General features: G+C 69.7%; 14 protein-coding genes and 1 pseudogene. 7 read left to right on the top strand and 8 right to left on the bottom strand.

Annotated features, from left to right (window positions below; all coding sequences use genetic code 11):
- Positions 1-7: 7 nt before the first annotated feature.
- The 6 genes and pseudogenes from SCMU_RS11095 to SCMU_RS11070 form a co-directional block, all read right to left on the bottom strand.
- A pseudogene (locus SCMU_RS11095) lies at positions 8-630 on the bottom strand (MBL fold metallo-hydrolase).
- A complete protein-coding gene (locus tag SCMU_RS11090; RefSeq protein ID WP_229229228.1) occupies positions 627-1,754 on the bottom strand; it encodes an S-(hydroxymethyl)mycothiol dehydrogenase in 1,128 nt (375 codons plus the stop codon). Before SCMU_RS11090 ends, SCMU_RS11095 begins: the two are co-directional and overlap by 4 nt.
- Before the next feature lie 105 nt (positions 1,755-1,859).
- Positions 1,860-2,120 carry a mycoredoxin gene (locus tag SCMU_RS11085; protein WP_229229227.1) on the bottom strand — a complete coding sequence of 87 codons (261 nt, stop codon included), beginning with the start codon at positions 2,118-2,120 and terminating at the stop codon, positions 1,860-1,862.
- Between the two features lie 75 nt (positions 2,121-2,195).
- On the bottom strand, positions 2,196-2,840 hold the full coding sequence (locus SCMU_RS11080) for an NADPH-dependent F420 reductase (protein ID WP_229229226.1): 645 nt from the start codon (positions 2,838-2,840) through the stop codon (positions 2,196-2,198).
- Between the two features lie 18 nt (positions 2,841-2,858).
- Positions 2,859-3,308 carry a universal stress protein gene (locus SCMU_RS11075; protein ID WP_229229224.1) on the bottom strand — a complete coding sequence of 150 codons (450 nt, stop codon included), beginning with the start codon at positions 3,306-3,308 and terminating at the stop codon, positions 2,859-2,861.
- 50 nt (positions 3,309-3,358) lie between these two features.
- Positions 3,359-4,087 (bottom strand): SOS response-associated peptidase, encoded by a 729-nt coding sequence (locus SCMU_RS11070; protein ID WP_229229223.1) that lies wholly within the window; start codon positions 4,085-4,087, stop codon positions 3,359-3,361.
- A gap of 98 nt (positions 4,088-4,185) precedes the next feature.
- Between SCMU_RS11070 and SCMU_RS11065 the strand changes: the two genes are divergently transcribed.
- The 5 genes from SCMU_RS11065 (at position 4,186) to pdxS (ending at position 10,461) form a co-directional block, all read left to right on the top strand.
- Complete coding sequence (locus SCMU_RS11065) at positions 4,186-6,108, top strand: helix-hairpin-helix domain-containing protein (protein WP_229229222.1); 1,923 nt, start codon at positions 4,186-4,188, stop codon at positions 6,106-6,108.
- Positions 6,109-6,209: 101 nt separating this feature from the next.
- Entirely contained in the window at positions 6,210-8,231 is a 2,022-nt protein-coding gene (gene thrS / locus SCMU_RS11060; protein ID WP_371829589.1) for a threonine--tRNA ligase, read from the top strand.
- 13 nt (positions 8,232-8,244) lie between these two features.
- Positions 8,245-8,853, top strand: coding sequence for an HIT family protein (locus SCMU_RS11055; protein ID WP_443020307.1), 609 nt, complete (start codon positions 8,245-8,247; stop codon positions 8,851-8,853).
- A complete protein-coding gene (pgsA, locus tag SCMU_RS11050; protein ID WP_229229220.1) occupies positions 8,843-9,460 on the top strand; it encodes a phosphatidylinositol phosphate synthase in 618 nt (205 codons plus the stop codon). Before SCMU_RS11055 ends, pgsA begins: the two co-directional genes overlap by 11 nt.
- 92 nt (positions 9,461-9,552) lie before the next feature.
- Entirely contained in the window at positions 9,553-10,461 is a 909-nt protein-coding gene (pdxS, locus tag SCMU_RS11045; protein WP_274602843.1) for a pyridoxal 5'-phosphate synthase lyase subunit PdxS, read from the top strand.
- Positions 10,462-10,802: 341 nt separating this feature from the next.
- Here the strand turns inward: pdxS and SCMU_RS11040 are convergent, their stop codons facing one another.
- Positions 10,803-11,495, bottom strand: a complete 693-nt coding sequence (locus tag SCMU_RS11040) for a DUF4396 domain-containing protein (RefSeq protein ID WP_229229219.1) — start codon at positions 11,493-11,495, stop codon at positions 10,803-10,805.
- 284 nt (positions 11,496-11,779) lie between these two features.
- Between SCMU_RS11040 and SCMU_RS11035 the strand changes: the two genes are divergently transcribed.
- Positions 11,780-12,130, top strand: a complete 351-nt coding sequence (locus tag SCMU_RS11035) for a hypothetical protein (protein ID WP_229229218.1) — start codon at positions 11,780-11,782, stop codon at positions 12,128-12,130.
- A 160-nt stretch (positions 12,131-12,290) separates the two neighbouring features.
- Positions 12,291-12,773 (top strand): universal stress protein, encoded by a 483-nt coding sequence (locus tag SCMU_RS11030; protein ID WP_229229217.1) that lies wholly within the window; start codon positions 12,291-12,293, stop codon positions 12,771-12,773.
- A gap of 407 nt (positions 12,774-13,180) precedes the next feature.
- On the opposite strand, the gene SCMU_RS11025 is transcribed toward SCMU_RS11030, so the two are convergent.
- Positions 13,181-15,643 (bottom strand): plasma-membrane proton-efflux P-type ATPase, encoded by a 2,463-nt coding sequence (locus SCMU_RS11025; RefSeq protein ID WP_229229216.1) that lies wholly within the window; start codon positions 15,641-15,643, stop codon positions 13,181-13,183.
- Between the last annotated feature and the right edge of the window lie 11 nt (positions 15,644-15,654).

Genomic DNA, 15,654 nt, shown 5'->3' with positions numbered 1-15,654 from the left:
CTATGGCTCAGTGGCCGCGGTTGATCCATTCCTGCAGGTGGGGGGCCTCGGTGCCGATGGTGGTGGGGTCGCCGTGGCCGGTGTTGACCACGGTTTCCGGGGGGAGGGTGAGGAGGCGGGTGCGGGAAGTCTGGAGTAGGTGCGTCCGGTGGCGCCGGGGCCGCCGGCGAAGAGGGTGTCGCCGGTGAAGACGGTGCCCAGGGCCGGGGCGTGGAAGCACACGGAGCCGGGGGTGTGGCCGGGGGTGTGCAGGGCGGTGAGCTCGGTCCCGGCCACGGAGAAGATCTCCCCGTCGGCGATCTCGGCGTCCGGGGCGGTGCCGGGGTAGACGGCCTCCCAGAGCATCTGGTCGGCCGGGTGCAGGAGCACGGGCGCGCCGACCTTCTCGGCGAACTCGCGGGCGTGGCGGATGTGGTCGTCGTGGCCGTGGGTGAGCAGCACCGCGGTCACGGTGCGGTCCGCGACCGCGCCGGCGGCGGCGCCGGGGTCGTGCGCGGGGTCGATCACGATCGCCTCGGTGCCGTCGCCGATGATCCAGACGTTGTTCTCCACCTCCCATGTGCCCCCGTCGAGGGAGAACGTGCCGGAGGTGAGGATCCGCTCGATGCGGGCGTGCCCTGCCCGGCTCACAGCTCGACCACCGAGCGCAGGACGGCCCCGGAGTGCATCTTGGCGAAGGCGGCCTCGACGTCGTCCAGGCCGATCCGTTCGGTCACGAACGCGTCCAGGGGCAGGCGGCCGAGCTTGAACTGCTCCACGAGCATCGGGAAGTCCCGGGACGGCAGGCAGTCCCCGTACCAGGAGGACTTCAGCGACCCGCCGCGGCCGAACACGTCCAGCAGCGGCAGCTCGAGGGTCATCTGGGGGGTGGGGACGCCGACCAGGACCACGCGGCCGGCCAGGTCCCGGGCGTAGAAGGCCTGCCGGTACGTCTCCGGGCGGCCCACGGCGTCGATCACCACGTCCGCGCCGTGCCCGCCGGTGAGGTCGCGGATCGCCTCGACGGGGTCGGTCTCGCTCGAGACGACCCCGTGCGTGGCGCCCAGGCCCTTGGCGAGCTCGACCTTGGCCGGGTCCAGGTCCACGGCGATGATCGTCGTGGCCCCCGCGAGCTTCGCCCCGGCGATGGCGGCGATGCCCACCCCGCCGCAGCCGATCACGGCCACGGACTCCCCGCGGGCGACCTCGCCGGTGTTGATCGCGGCGCCGATGCCGGCCATGATGCCGCAGCCGAGCAGGCCCACCGCGGCGGGGTCGACGTCCTCGTCGATCCTGGTGCACTGGCCCGCGGCGACGAGGGTCTTCTCCGCGAACGAGCCGATCCCGAGGGCGGGGCTGAGGGGGGTGCCGTCCTCCAGGGTCATCTTCTGGGTCGCGTTGTGGGTCGCGAAGCAGTACTGCGGCTGGCCCTTCTTGCACGCGCGGCACTGCCCGCAGACGGCCCGCCAGTTCAGGATCACCCGGTCCCCGGGCTTGAGGTCGGTCACGTCCGGGCCCACGGCGGAGACCACCGCGGTGGACTCGTGCCCGAGCAGGTACGGGTAGTCATCCCCGATCCCGCCGAGCTTGTAGTGCAGGTCCGTGTGGCACACCCCGCAGGTCAGCACGTCCACGAGCGCCTCACCCGGACCCGGATCCGGGACCAGGATCGTCTCCACCATCGCCGGCGCACCCTTCTCACGCACGACGACCGCCTTCACGCGGTGGACGGTGGCGCCTGCTGCTGGTGCGGTGATCTGGGCTTCGCTGGCCATGAAAAAACCTCCGGTGGCTCCCTTGTGGTGATGTCGCCATCCTAGGGAGTCCACCGGAGGTGGGGAAAACCCGGCGCGACACAGAGGTGCGCGCACTTGGGGGGACTAGACCCCGAGCTTAGCCTTCACCTGCGCCGCGGAGGGGTTCGTCGCGGCGGTGCCGTCGGGGAAGACCACGGTGGGGACCGTCCGGTTGCCCCCATTGAGCTGCTCCACGAGCTCCGCCGTACCCGCGACCTCCTCGATGTTCACCTCGGTGTAGCCGATGCCCTGTGCGTCGAGCTGCTTCTTGAGGCGATTGCAGTACCCGCACCACGTGGTCGAGAACATCGTGATCGTGCCGTCGGCGGGGGTGAAGTTGTCCATGCGTGAGCTCCTCGAGGGTCTGGGGGTCAGTCGGCACAACGGCATCCGGCGCCTGGGTATTCCCACGCTCTACGGCTAGGGCAGGATCCGCAAGGAGATGTCCCAGTTGAAGTTCTCATGTGCGGGGCTGACCTGGAGGGCGAAGATCGGGAGCATGATGGCCTCCAGCTCGCGGGCTCGGCGCAGAGGCCCGACATCGATGGGGCGCATCTGTGCCCGCGCGACGAGGGCGCTGACCTTCTCCTTGGCGGCCTCCGAGTCTCCCGCAATGAAGATGTCAAGATGCTGGCCATCGACCGAGCCCGCCCCCAGCGGGCCAGCGAAGACGGTGTTGAACGCCTTCACCACATCGGCCCTGCCGCCGACCGCCTCGGCGATCTGCTCGGCGCTGGAGGTCCCGGCCGGCGTGAGGAGGCGGTCGAAGGTCGACACATCGACGGTGTTCGTGATGTCCACGATGACCCGACCGTCGATTGCATCGCCGAGCTCTTGGATGGCCTTACGGGCCTCGCCGTAGGGCACGGCCAGGACCACGATGCCGCCCTCGACGGCCGCCCCGACCACGCCACCGCTCGCGCCCGGGCCGAGCGACTCGACAAGATCGCGGGTCTGGGAACCGTTCCGGCCGAGGATCTGCACCGCCCTATCGGCCTTCAGCGCCGTCTGGGCAAGCGCGCGAGCCATGTGCCCGCTGCCGATGATGGTGACCTGCGCGGTCATCGCTGCCTCCTCGAGTCTTCAGTCTGCATGGTGGTGATGGATGACGAGTACGGGGCACTCGGCGTGCTCCACGCAGGTCGCGCTCACAGAACCGAGCAGGAGGCCCCTGAAGCCGCCGAGGCCGCGCGCCCCGACGACAAGGAGCCGGGCGGCTCGGCTGGCCTCGATGAGCGCGTGCGCGGTGGGCCCGGACGCGAGGTGCGTCGTGAGCCCCGGCGGCAGCGAATCTCCGAAGGCCTCGCCGAGAGCGCGCTCGAGCATCCTCTGCGCGTCGTCCTCCGGAGCCCACTGCGGATACACGCTGCCCACCCCGGACACCGGGAACTGCCAGACCGTCGCCGCGGTGATCGGTCCGCCGACGACGGGCTCGAGGCGGGCCGCCCATCGCAACGCCTCGACGGAGGGTGCGGACCCGTCCACGCCTACCACGATGCCGGTCAGCGGCGTGAGTTCCCCAGGGCTCTCCATGCCATCGAGGGTAGGTGTGCTGCGGTGGATGGACTAGGGCCGAAGGCCTCCTACGAGGCGGCCTCGATCAGCTCGGGCCCGTTGTTGCGGACGCTGTTGACGAGGCTCCCCACGACCCGGGGCGTCAGGTGCGGTTCGGGCATCGAATCGATGAGCGCCTTGACATCCGCTTCACTCGTCGTCTCGGGATCGAGCCAGTCGTCCCACATGTCGGGCGGGACGATCACGGGGGTTCGGTCATGGATATGCCCCAGCGCATCCGAGGCGGGCCCGGTGAGGATCGTGCACGTGCGCAGCCACCGCTCGGGGTGGTCCGGCGGGAGCGTGGGGTCGGGCCAGTTCTCGAACAGGGCAGCGAAGGCAAGCAGCCCGCCGTCGTCCGAGTGGAGGTAGGTGGGGATCTTCTCGATCTTGCCGCTGGCCGAACCCGCCTCGCGCTTCTCCCACTCGTAGTATCCGTCGGCCGGCACCAGCGCGCGCTTCCGGGAGGCCGCCTTGCGGAAGGACGGCTTCTCCGTCACGGTCTCGCGCCGGGCGTTGATGAGGCGCGCGGCACCCTTCGTGTCCTTGGACCACGGCGGCACGAGGCCCCATCGGGCCGTGACGAGCTTCCGGGACAGCTCACCGGTGTCCTTGTCCCGGCGGTCCAGGACGATGGGTACGGGATCGGTCGGTGCGATGTTGTACGAGGGCTCGAGCGCGTCGACGTACGTTTCGTCGACATCGAAGTCCGCCACCAAGTCGCCCACAGTCTGGGCCATGACGTATCTGCCGCACATGTGGCCATTATCGCCGACCCCGTTCGGCCACTGCTTAGACTGGGGATGTTCGAAGATGTCTTCGACTTCCAGTTGTCGATGGCCACGGGAGCGACCGCTTGCCTTTCACCCACCTCCACGTCACGCCCGACGCCGGTGCAGCCCGAGGCGGTCAGGTCAGTGGGCTGCTGCCGGAGTCGTGTGCCGGCGCAGCGTTCGCCGACGGGGCGTCCGCCGCCGCGTGGACCGAACGCGACGGGCTCTACCGAGCGGTCCAGCACATCACCGCCTGCCTTGAGAGGGGGCTCTCGCCGATCGTCGGCGTGGAGCTCGCCCTTCTCGCCGAGCCCGAGGAGGCTCCTCCGGGCGGGAGGCGTCCCAGGCGAGGATCAGCGGGGGAGGCGGGGCGCGTCGTCGTGCTTGCCCACGGCCGCAACAGCGCGGCGGGATGGGGCGCGCTGTGCCGCCTCGTCTCCGACTCCCATGCCGACACGAGCGGTCGGGCCAGCAGCGCTGTGCCCGTGGGCGTGCTCAGGTCCGAGCTCGCAGCGCGATGCCTCGACCCCGAGACGGGGAGGCCCGTGCTCACGGTCCTGCTCGGGCCCGACTCGGACGTGGGCCGAGCGATGGGCGGGCGCAGGTTCCTGCGTCCCCGGACCCTCTTCCGCGAGTGGCTCGAGGCGATGCCGGCGGGCGTGCTCGCCGTCGAGCTCGTGACGCACCTGAGCCCGCCCGAACCCGCGCTGAGCACGAGCCACGCCGTCCGCATGCTCCGGCTCGCCGCAGAGCACGGCGTGCCCGCTGTGCTGACCGCCGGCGCCGCAGGGCCCGACCGTCTCGCGCCCGCGCACGCCATGCACGCCATGGGTGCCGAGATCATCGAAGCGGCAGGGCTGGGCGCCGGCGACCTCGCGAACCTCCTGTCCAACACCGAGCGGATCGCGGACCGCTGCCGGCTCGAGCCGGGATCCGACCTCAGCTGGGACCAGCCGAGCGCTCCGCAGCGGGATGCACACCATGCTGTTGACAGGGCCGCCGAGGCGATCCGCGGCATGGGTGTCCGATGCGCGGTGGACCACCTGGGCCTCTCGATCGAGGTCGAGGACCACGAACTCGGACGCGTCCACCGAGCGCTGGTCGCCCACTTCGGCACGGAGCGGGCTGCGCTGGGGGCCATGTGGGAGGCTTCCCTTCCCGAGGGCACAGATCCGCATGCCCTCGGGTCTCGCGGGGTCCTGGACGCACAGGCCGAGCTCCCGTCGAGCCTCGCGACCGCACCCGAAGTGAGGCCCACCCACGCGCTGAGACCGCGCGGACTCATCCTCGGCGACGAGCGGCTCCGGGACCGAGCGCCCGTCCAACCGAGCGGGACGGGTGTGCCGATGGTCCAGATCGACGGGCCGGACGCGGCGCACCTGGGCCTGGTCAGAGTTGACGTGCGCGGTTCCAGCGAGCAGAGCGCGATCGCCCTCGCGGTGAGGGAAATTGCCCGTCTCCACGGCCCGGACGCCGTGCCCGTCAACCCTGACGAGCACACGGCGTGGCTCGCCTCAGAACACCCCGAGGCCCTCCTCGCGGGAACCCTGGAGCATCCGGGCCCGAACACCGCGGAGCCGCCGGCGGTCCGGGCCGCCCGGCTCAACGTCCCCCTGCTGCCGGTGGACATCGCCGCGAGCGGCGCCTCCTACTGCCTCGAACGGATCGAGTCCGGGCCCGACGCCGGCCGGATCGGCATCCGCACGCCGCTCACCGCCGTCGGCGGTCTGTCCCGGCGGGAGGCGGCCAGGATTATGGCTGCCCGGCCGTACGCCTCAGTCGCTGACGCCAGAGACCGGGCAGAGCTCACCCCGGGAGCGATCCGGCGGCTCGTCGCGGCCGGGGCCTTCGCGTCGCTGCACCGTTCCGTCGCCGCCGCCAGGAGCCCTGCGGCGGTGGCCGCCGACATCGCCACGCTGGCCCGGCGGCCCCTCGGCAGAGCTGCCGGGCCGATCACGGGGCAGCTCGCCTTCGGGGAGTGTCCAGACCCTCCGCCCGTCGTATAGGCGCCGTGCCGCCCCATTGGTTCCGATAGGCTTGTCCGTGGCTGGCTGTGGTCCCCGTACGCCACAAGCTATGAAGCCGCACAGATGAAGAGGAGACCCCCGTGTCAGATGCCCAGCAGGCCACCATCACCGTCGACGGCGTACCAAGCACAGTGACGGCGGGCACCACGGGAACCGAGCTCTTCGACGGTCGGCGCGAGATCGTCGTCATGCGCGTTGACGGAGTGCTCAAGGATCTCGACCAGCCGGTTCCGGCCGGTGCCGTCGTCGAGGGAGTCGAGATCTCGAGCGAGGACGGCCTCAATGTGCTGCGCCACTCAACCGCCCACGTCATGGCCCAGGCCGTCCAGCAGCTGCGCCCCGGCGCGAAGCTCGGCATTGGCCCGTACATCAAGGACGGCTTCTACTTCGACTTCGACGTCGAGGAGCCGTTCACGCCCGAGGACCTGCGCACCCTCGAGAAGATGATGCTCAAGATCGTCAACCAGAATCAGGTCTTCCGCCGCCGCGTCGTGACCGCGGTCGAGGCCGGCGCGGAGATGGCGGACGAGCCCTACAAGCTGATCATCCTCGACGCGAAGGACAACCAATCCGACGGCGCCACCAAGGAGGGCGCGAACGTCGAGGTCGGCGCGGGCGAGATCACGATCTACGACAACGTCGACCGCAAGAGCGGCGACGTCATCTGGTGTGATCTGTGCCGGGGCCCGCACCTGCCCAACACGAAGCTCATCTCGAACGCCTTCGCCCTGACCCGTTCCGCCGCGGCGTACTGGCTGGGGTCCGAGAAGAACAAGCAGCTGCAGCGCATCTACGGCACGGCATGGCCCACCAAGGAGGCGCTCAAGGAGTACCAGGACCGCATCGCCGAGGCCGAGCGCCGCGATCACCGCAAGCTGGGCGCGGAGCTGGACCTGTTCTCCTTCCCCGACGAGCTCGGCTCGGGCCTGCCGGTGTTCCACCCCAAGGGCGGCATCATCAAGCGCGAGATGGAAGACTACGTGCGCCGCCGGCACATCGAGGAGGGATTCCAGTACGTCGGGACGCCGCACATCTCCAAGGACGGCCTCTTCCACACCTCGGGCCACCTCCCGTACTACGCCGACACGATGTTCCCGCCGCTGCACGTCGACGAGGAGCGCGACGACGAGGGCAACGTCACCAAGCCGGGCCAGGACTACCGCCTCAAGGCGATGAACTGCCCCATGCACAACCTCATCTACCGGTCACGCGGCCGGTCGTACCGTGAGCTGCCCATGCGCCTGTTCGAGTTCGGCCACGTGTACCGGTACGAGAAGTCCGGCGTGGTCCACGGCCTCACCCGCGTCCGCGGCTTCGCCCAGGACGACTCGCACTCCTACGTGACGAAGGAGCAGGCCCCGGACGAGGTCAAGCACCTGCTGGACTTCATCCTCTCGCTCCTGCGCGACTTCGGGCTCAACGACTTCTACCTCGAGCTCTCGACCCGTGATCCCGAGTCGGACAAGTTCATCGGCACCGACGAGCAGTGGGAGGAGGCCACGGCCGTCCTCGAGCGCGTGGCCACCGAGACCGGGCTCGAGCTCGTCCCGGACCCGGGCGGCGCGGCGTACTACGGGCCGAAGATCTCGGTGCAGGCGCGGGACGCGATCGGCCGCACGTGGCAGATGTCCACCGTGCAGTACGACTTCAACCAGCCCGCGCGGTTCGGCCTCGAGTACCAGGCGGCTGACGGCACGCGCCAGGAGCCGGTCATGATCCACGCGGCCAAGTTCGGCTCGATCGAGCGGTTCATGGGCGTGCTCACCGAGCACTACGCGGGCGCCTTCCCGGCGTGGCTGGCCCCGGTCCAGGTCGTCGCGATCCCGGTCGCCGAGGCGTTCAACGACTACCTGTACGACGTCGCGGATCGCCTCAAGCGGGAGGGAATCCGTGTCGAGGTGGACGCCTCGAGCGACCGCTTCCCGAAGAAGATCCGCACCGCGAGCAAGGAGAAGGTCCCGTTCGTGCTCATCGCGGGCGGTGAGGACGCCGAGGCCGGCGCGGTCTCGTTCAGGTTCCGCGACGGGAGCCAGGACAACGGCGTGCCGATCGAGAAGGCGATCGAGCGCATCGTCGAGGCCGTGCGGACGAGGGCGAACTGACGTGGCGGCGTCCATGGGCGTCGGCGTGCGGAGCGCGGGGTCGGACCCAGCGGCCGACCGCGAGGTGACCGACGACTTCGAGCTGCCCGGCACCCCGGACGCCTTCGGGCGCCTGTGGACTCCGCATCGCATGGCCTACGTCCAGGGCGGGCAGGGCCAGTTCCGCAATCAGGACGACTGCCCCTTCTGTGCTGCTCCCGGCCGCAGTGACGAGGAATCGCTCATCGTCCACCGTGGCCGCACGGCCTACGCCGTGTTGAACCTGTTCCCGTACAACCCCGGCCATCTGCTCGTGTGCCCGTACCGCCACGTCCCGGACTACACGGACATCACGGCGGAGGAGACTGCGGAGATGGCAGCGATCGCGCAGACGGCCATGCGGGTGATCCGCAAGGTCGCCGGTCCGCACGGCTTCAACCTCGGTATCAACCAGGGTGACGCCGGGGGCGCGGGAATAGCGGCCCACCTCCACCAGCACATCGTGCCGAGGTGGGGCGGCGACGGGAACTTCCTGCCGATCATCGCCCAGACCAAGCAGATCACGCAGACGCTGGACGAGACGCGGAAGCTGCTCGCGGAGGCCTGGCCGGACGACGACGGGACGGCCGCGGGTGCTCAATAGGCACGCGCGCAACGCCTTCACGAGGCTCTTCACACCCCTCGCGGCGTTCCTGCTGCGCCTGCACGTCTCGCCCGACGCGGTGACGTTTGCGGGCACACTGGGGGTCTCCCTCGGCGCGCTCATCCTCTTCCCGCTCGGCCAGCTGTTCTGGGGCGTCGTCGTGATCACGGTCTTCGTGTTCTCGGATGTCATCGACGGCATCATGGCCCGGCTCGCCAACCGCGCGGGGACGTGGGGCGGCTTCCTCGACTCGACGCTCGACCGCGTCCAGGACGGGGCCGTCTTCGCCGGCCTCGCCTTCTGGTTCTTCGGCGCCGGCCACAGCTTCACCACCGGCGCGCTCGCCCTGACGTGCCTCGCCCTGGGCAACATCGTCTCCTACGTCCGAGCGAAGGCAGAGTCCCTCGGATTCGACGCCAACGTCGGCATCGCCGAGCGCGCCGAACGGCTCGTGGCTACCCTCGTCGTCGCCGGACTCGTGGGGCTGGGACTCCCGGTGCCGTTCCTCACGGGGACCCTGGCCCTCCTCGCCGTCGCGAGCGCCGTGACGGTGTGCCAGCGGGTCCTCACCGTCCGGGCCCAGGCGGCCACGGGAGGGGCGGGCTGAGGGGATAGACTGTGGTGTCCCCACAGACGAATTCAGGCTCTCTGACGAATTCAAGCTTTTGAAGCTGTTCGCGCGACAAGAAAGACGAGTACGTGTCTACTGAAGCAAACGCCTCGGCTCCCACGACCGGCAGCAACCGTGTCAAGCGTGGCATGGCCGAGATGCTCAAGGGCGGCGTCATCATGGACGTCGTCAACGTCGAGCAGGCGAAGATCGCCGAGGACGCCGGCGCCGTTGCCGTGATGGCCCTCGAGCGCGTCCCTGCTGACATCCGCGCCCAGGGCGGCGTCTCGCGCATGTCGGACCCGGACATGATCGACTCGATCATCGAGGCGGTCTCGATCCCGGTCATGGCCAAGGCCCGCATCGGGCACTTCGTCGAGGCGCAGGTCCTGCAGTCTCTCGGTGTGGACTACATCGACGAGTCCGAGGTCCTGACCCCGGCGGACTACGAGAACCACATCGACAAGTGGCAGTTCACCGTGCCGTTCGTGTGCGGCGCGACGAACCTCGGCGAGGCGCTGCGGCGCATCAATGAGGGCGCGGCCATGATCCGCTCCAAAGGCGAGGCCGGCACCGGCGACGTCTCCAACGCCACGACCCACATGCGCAAGATCCGCGCCGAGATCCGCCGCCTGACCACGATGGCCGAGGACGAGCTGTACGTCGCGGCCAAGGAGCTGCAGGCCCCGTTCGAGCTCGTGAAGGAGATCGCCTCCACCGGCAAGCTCCCGGTCGTGCTGTTCACCGCGGGCGGGATCGCGACCCCGGCGGACGCGGCCATGATGATGCAGCTGGGCGCGGACGGCGTGTTCGTCGGCTCGGGCATCTTCAAGTCGGGCAACCCGGCCGAGCGCGCTGCGGCCGTGGTCAAGGCCACGACCTTCTTCGATGACGCGGACATGATCGCCAAGGTCTCCCGCGGCCTCGGCGAGGCCATGGTCGGCATCAACGTCGACGACATCCCGCAGCCCCACCGCCTCGCAGAGCGCGGCTGGTAAACGCTAGTAGAGGACGCGATTCGGGCCCACGCTGCCATTGTCTGGCGGCGTGGGCCTCGCTCGTTTCGGCGCTGCGGTCCGGCTGATGCCGCGGTCCAAGATGGGTATCCGTCGAGGCCCGGGGTGACTTGTCCCGCACGTTGACGGCTCGCGCAGGTGGCGGGGAGGCGGCGGCCCATGAGGGCCGCCGGGCGCGTAAACGTCCCGTGCTGTGCTCCGCGACTACGCAGACAATGCCCCGCCGGAGCGGACAGCGGATCCCATGGCTGCGACATGACGAAGTCGAGGCTGGGTGTCCGAGGGCATCGGGGGCTACGGCTCAATTGGAACCCCGCGGCCCATCACATGGCCTCCTTGATGCCTTTGCGGATGAGCCAGGCGTTGGCGGGCCATGCGGTGGCGAAACCGATGACCATTCCTATCTGCATGAGGAACCAGTACACGGGCGAGTTGGGCTGCAGGTGGGGGTCGGGGAAGAAGACGAAGGCCATCAGCGCCATCCAGCCGAACAGGCCGACCTCGAATGCGGTGAGGGAAAGGACGTCGGCCTTGACCGCGGCAATGATTCCTTGGCGGGGGCCGAGTCCGCGCATGGGTGCGATCGCGAAGTACTGGAAGGCAAGGCCGAGTGCGACGGCGAGGATGTAGTCGCCGATGTACTCGCTCCAGAGCGATGCTCCCGCGACTGTGAGCCCGAGGACGAAGACCAAGGCTTCGGCGACGATGTCTCCGAGGGTGCATCCGGCGCCGCAATGGCTGACTCCGACAGCGATCGTTGCCCACATGGGCTTCTCGGGCGGGTGGCTATGTCCGTTGCGCTCAAGCCAGTGCCTGCTGGTGGTGCGTCCGAACCGCAGGTACCCCCAGAGCGCGACCGGGCCGAAGTAGAGCGCGGTGGCCGGCCAGACCGCTTCCATCACCGGCATCCTGAGCCTGTGGCCCCGAATGAAGATGTCGGCCGCGATCAGCGCCGCGCTGACGAACGCGACGGCCAGGCTCGCCCAGGCGAGGGTCGCGAGCCACACAGGTGCCATGGTCTCCTCCTTCGTGCGCTTGTGCATGCATGCTTGGACAGGGGATTGTGAGGCGCGCCTTCCTTTCCTTCGCTTCCCGCCACAGGGCTGCATGAAACGCACCTTGTTCTGGGGGCAAGGCGTGTGCTCTGGAAGGGAGATGCCGATTCGGGCGGCGCACGCCCGAATCGAATCGGGGGCGGCGGTCGGCTCTTGTCCGGGCGTACTGTGCAGGCGGAGACTTGGGACGACGGTGTTCCCGGCGACGCGCCCAGTGCGGTTCCGTATGGAATGCGGAGGAAGCGATGAGCCTGCTTGAAGGAGTCCAGCTAGGGATGTCGGTGATCGATGCCGCCGGAGAGGAGCTCGGGACTGTCGAGTTCGTCCGGGCCCCCGACCTCAAGGCTGCGGCCTTCGAGGAGCGGGTCGCTTCGATCCACGGCCTGATCAGCCTCGGTGTCGGCTCGATAGTGGGGGTCGAGCCGAAGGTCCCTCCGGAGATGGCACTGAAGCTTTTCCGGGAGGGCTACCTGAAGGTCACGGCACCTCATTTCTGGGCGGAGAACTACTATGCGGCGGGCGATGCGATCGCCCGGGTCGAGGGCAGGACGGTGTACCTGTCGCTCAAGCGGCAGGAGCTCGACGCCCAGGAGTGACCTCACGGGCGTCCTACTTCAGCCCGGCGCAGCTCTCCGGCGTCCGCCGCCGGCGGGCCGCGCTGCGGCTGCAAGCTCCAGACGGACCGGTGCAGGACCCAGCCAGGCGGGGTCCAAGTGCCCTGTGGGCGGCTTCCTGGGTCGGTCTAGTCTCGTGGCCATGAGTGAGTTCCAGGAACACCTTGTGGGATCAGCGGGGATCGTTGTGGGCGTGGATGGTTCGCCGCTGTCGGTCGAGTCGCTCAGGTGGGCGGCGCGCATGGTTCCGGGTATCGGTGGGCCGATCACCGCGGTGATGGCGTGGGAGTATCCGGCGAATGCCGTCATGGGGTCGTTTCCGGGCCCCGAGTGGGACCCCGAGCAGGCCGCGCATCAGATTCTTGACAGGGCCGTCCAGACGGCGTTCGGGGACTCGCGGCCGGATGGCCTTTCCATGGAAACCATCCAAGGCCCAGCAGCGCATGTGCTGCTTGAGCGCAGCAAGGGCGCGGGACTGCTCGTGGTCGGCTCCCGCGGGCTGGGCGGGTTCAGGGGGCTGCTCCTGGGTTCGGTGAGCGCGGCCTGCGCAGAGCACGCCGGATGCCCGGTCCTGGTCCTGCATGGATCGGACCATGTGGGATCGAGCGTTGCCGGGCCGACCTGACCGAACAGCACGGGTCGTGCCGGCATGCCACTTCTCGGCAGGGCCTGCGTTGGCGTCGGGCGGGGGCTGGTCGCCCTTCTCGCTCTCGGATTCGGCGTTGCGTATGCCCCGGGGTCTGCCGGCCCGGGCCCACGCCACGTAGGTAGGCCAGCGATGAGGCCGGCGGCGGCAAGCTGATGAGCGGCAGGCCATGGGTGAAGCTGGCTACGAGGGTGAAGGCGACGACGACGGAGCCGGCGATGTTCAGTGTCAGATACCACGGGCGCCGGTCGCGGTGGGAGAAGAGGGCCATGGACACGAGCCCTGCCAGCAGGCCCAGGAACACCGAGGCGGCGTAGAACAGCACCAGTTCCTGATCGTTCCACTGCTGCCGGGCCCGGCCTGGAAGGAGGAACTGGCCGCGATTCTTACGCCGCGGCGCCTTCGGTGGCCTGCCGCCGTCGTGCGAGGAGCGCGTAGGCGGCGAGCTTGACCTGGTCGTGGACGATGAACCACAGGAAGGACCAGAGCCATACGACGACGGCGAGCGTCCAGTGCAGGGGGGACATGAGGAATCCGGTCAGGGCGATGACCGTGGCGAGGACCTGTGCGGTGACGACGGCTGTGAGGAGCAGCGGCGAGGGGGCGGGGCGTTTCCAGAAGCGGCGGCGGGTGCGGGCGACGAATACGGTGAGGTGCCCGGCGACCGAGAGTTTGAGGAAGACCATCGTCTGCAGGCCCCCGGGGTCCAGTCCGAACACCGTGAGCCCGAGGGCCATGAGGCCCAGTGTCTCGACCATGCCCATGAGGCCCAGGCTCAGGGCGATGGTGAGGACCTCGCGCATGTCCCATGCGGCGGGCCTCTTGGATCCGTGGGCCCTGTCGTAGGCGATGGAGAGCAGCGCGCCGTCGTTGAGCAGCGCGAGGATGACGATCATCACGGCTGTCACCGGCCGGACATTGAGCGCGACGACCGAGATGGTCACGAGGAGCAGCACTCGGATGGTCTCGGAGATCCGGTAGATGGTGTAGCTGGTCATGCGGGCGAAGATCTCCCGGGCGAGCCGGATCGCCCCGACGATCACCGACAGCCCCGGGGCCAGGAGCACGACGTCGGCCGCGGCACGGGCAGCATCGGTCGCACCGGAGACAGCGATGCCGGCATCGGCCTGCTTCAGCGCCGGTGCGTCGTTCACGCCGTCTCCGGTCATCCCGACGATGTGGCCGCGGGACTGGAGGGCCTTGACGATGCGGTACTTGTGCTCGGGGAACACCTGCGCGAATCCGTCGGCCCGCTCGACGAGGTCGGCCGCTGCCTCGTCACCGCCGCCGGCGTCCGGTCCGCGCTCCTCGAGCTGGCCAGCGTCCAGGAGGTCTGGGCCGATCCCGACCTGGGCGGCGATGCTGCGACCGATCGCCAGGGCGTCGCCGGTGACCATCTTCACCCGCACGCCGAGGCCCTCGGCCGCGCGGACGGTCTCCGCCGAGTCCTCGCGGGGCGGGTCTGCCAGCGGCAGCAGGCCGAGGAGCCGCCATTGGCCCGCGCGCCGCTCGGCGACGCCCAGGGCCCGGTCGCCGCGCCCGGCGAAGAGGGCCACCTGCCGGTTGTAGGCGGCGGCCGTGACGGGGTCCTCGCTGCCGCACATGGCGGCGATGACCTGCGGGGCGCCCTTGGCCACGCTGAACGCGGTCCCGTCCGGGCCGACGATGTCGGCCACCGTCCTCTTGGTCGTGGGGTCGAAAGGCGTGAAGGAGGTGACCGCGTGGCCGGATACGGCACCGGCCGGGGCGCTGGCGAGGACGGCGAGATCGATCGCGTCCTTCCCGGCGGGGCTCGAGGCTAGCGCAGCGGCCCGGACGAGATGGGCGCCGTCGACGCCCGGGGCGTGCCACGGGGTCCCGACGCGGATCCTGTTCTGCGTCAGGGTGCCCGTCTTGTCCGAGCACAGCACGTCGATCCCGCCGAGTTCCTCCACGGCGGGCAGGTGGCTGACCACTGCCTTGTCCGCGGCGAGCTTCCGGGCGCCGATGGCCATGGTCACCGACAGGACGGCGGGCATCGCGACGGGGACCGAGGCGATGATCACGACGAGGGCGAATTCGACGGCGTCGAAGGCCGTGTCGCCACGGAGGAGGGACGATGCGGTCGTGAGGGCGACGAGGCCGAGTGCGGCGTAGACGAGGATCCTGCCGATCTGCAGCACGGCCCGCTGGAAGTGGCTCACGGTGCCTGCCTGCCCCACGAGGGCGGCGGTCCTGCCGAAGTAGCTGTCGGCGCCGGTGGCGATCACCAGGGCGCTGGCCTGGCCCCGGGTGAGCACGGAACCGGAGTAGAGCTCGTCCCCGCGTGCGCGGCTGACTGGCAGGGACTCCCCGGTCAGGGCCGACTGGTCCGCTGCGACGGCCGTGCTCTCCAGGATCCGCACGTCCGCGGGGACGATGCCCCCGAGGCCGAGGTGGACGAGGTCGCCCACGACGAGCTCCCTGACCGGAACGTCCTTCCAGGTTCCGTCCCGCCTCACGCGGCCCGTGGTGGCCAGGGACTTCTTCAGGGCCGCGATCGTGTCTGAGGCCTGGTGCTCCTCGTGGTAGCCGACGAGGCCGTTCATCAGCAGCAGGACAGCGATGATGGCCGCGTCCGACCAGTGCCCCAGAATGAGGGACAGCACCAGCGCCGCCTCGATGAGCCACGGAATCGGCGCCCAGAAATAGGCGAGGAAGGCCAGCAGCGGGCTCTTCTTCTCTTCCTCGACCTCGTTGGGGCCATTCTCTGCCAGACGCTTGGCGGCCTCTGCCGTCGAGAGTCCATCGGGGCCGCTGCCCAGGGCCCCCGCGAGGTCCTCGACCGCCAGTGCCTCGAGCGCGGCCCGCTGTCTGGAAGTCCCGTCCATCAATGCCCTCC

It is taken from the genome of Sinomonas cyclohexanicum (assembly GCF_020886775.1).
Classification (GTDB): domain Bacteria; phylum Actinomycetota; class Actinomycetes; order Actinomycetales; family Micrococcaceae; genus Sinomonas; species Sinomonas cyclohexanicum.
This window is presented reverse-complemented; position numbering and strand designations above follow the sequence as displayed.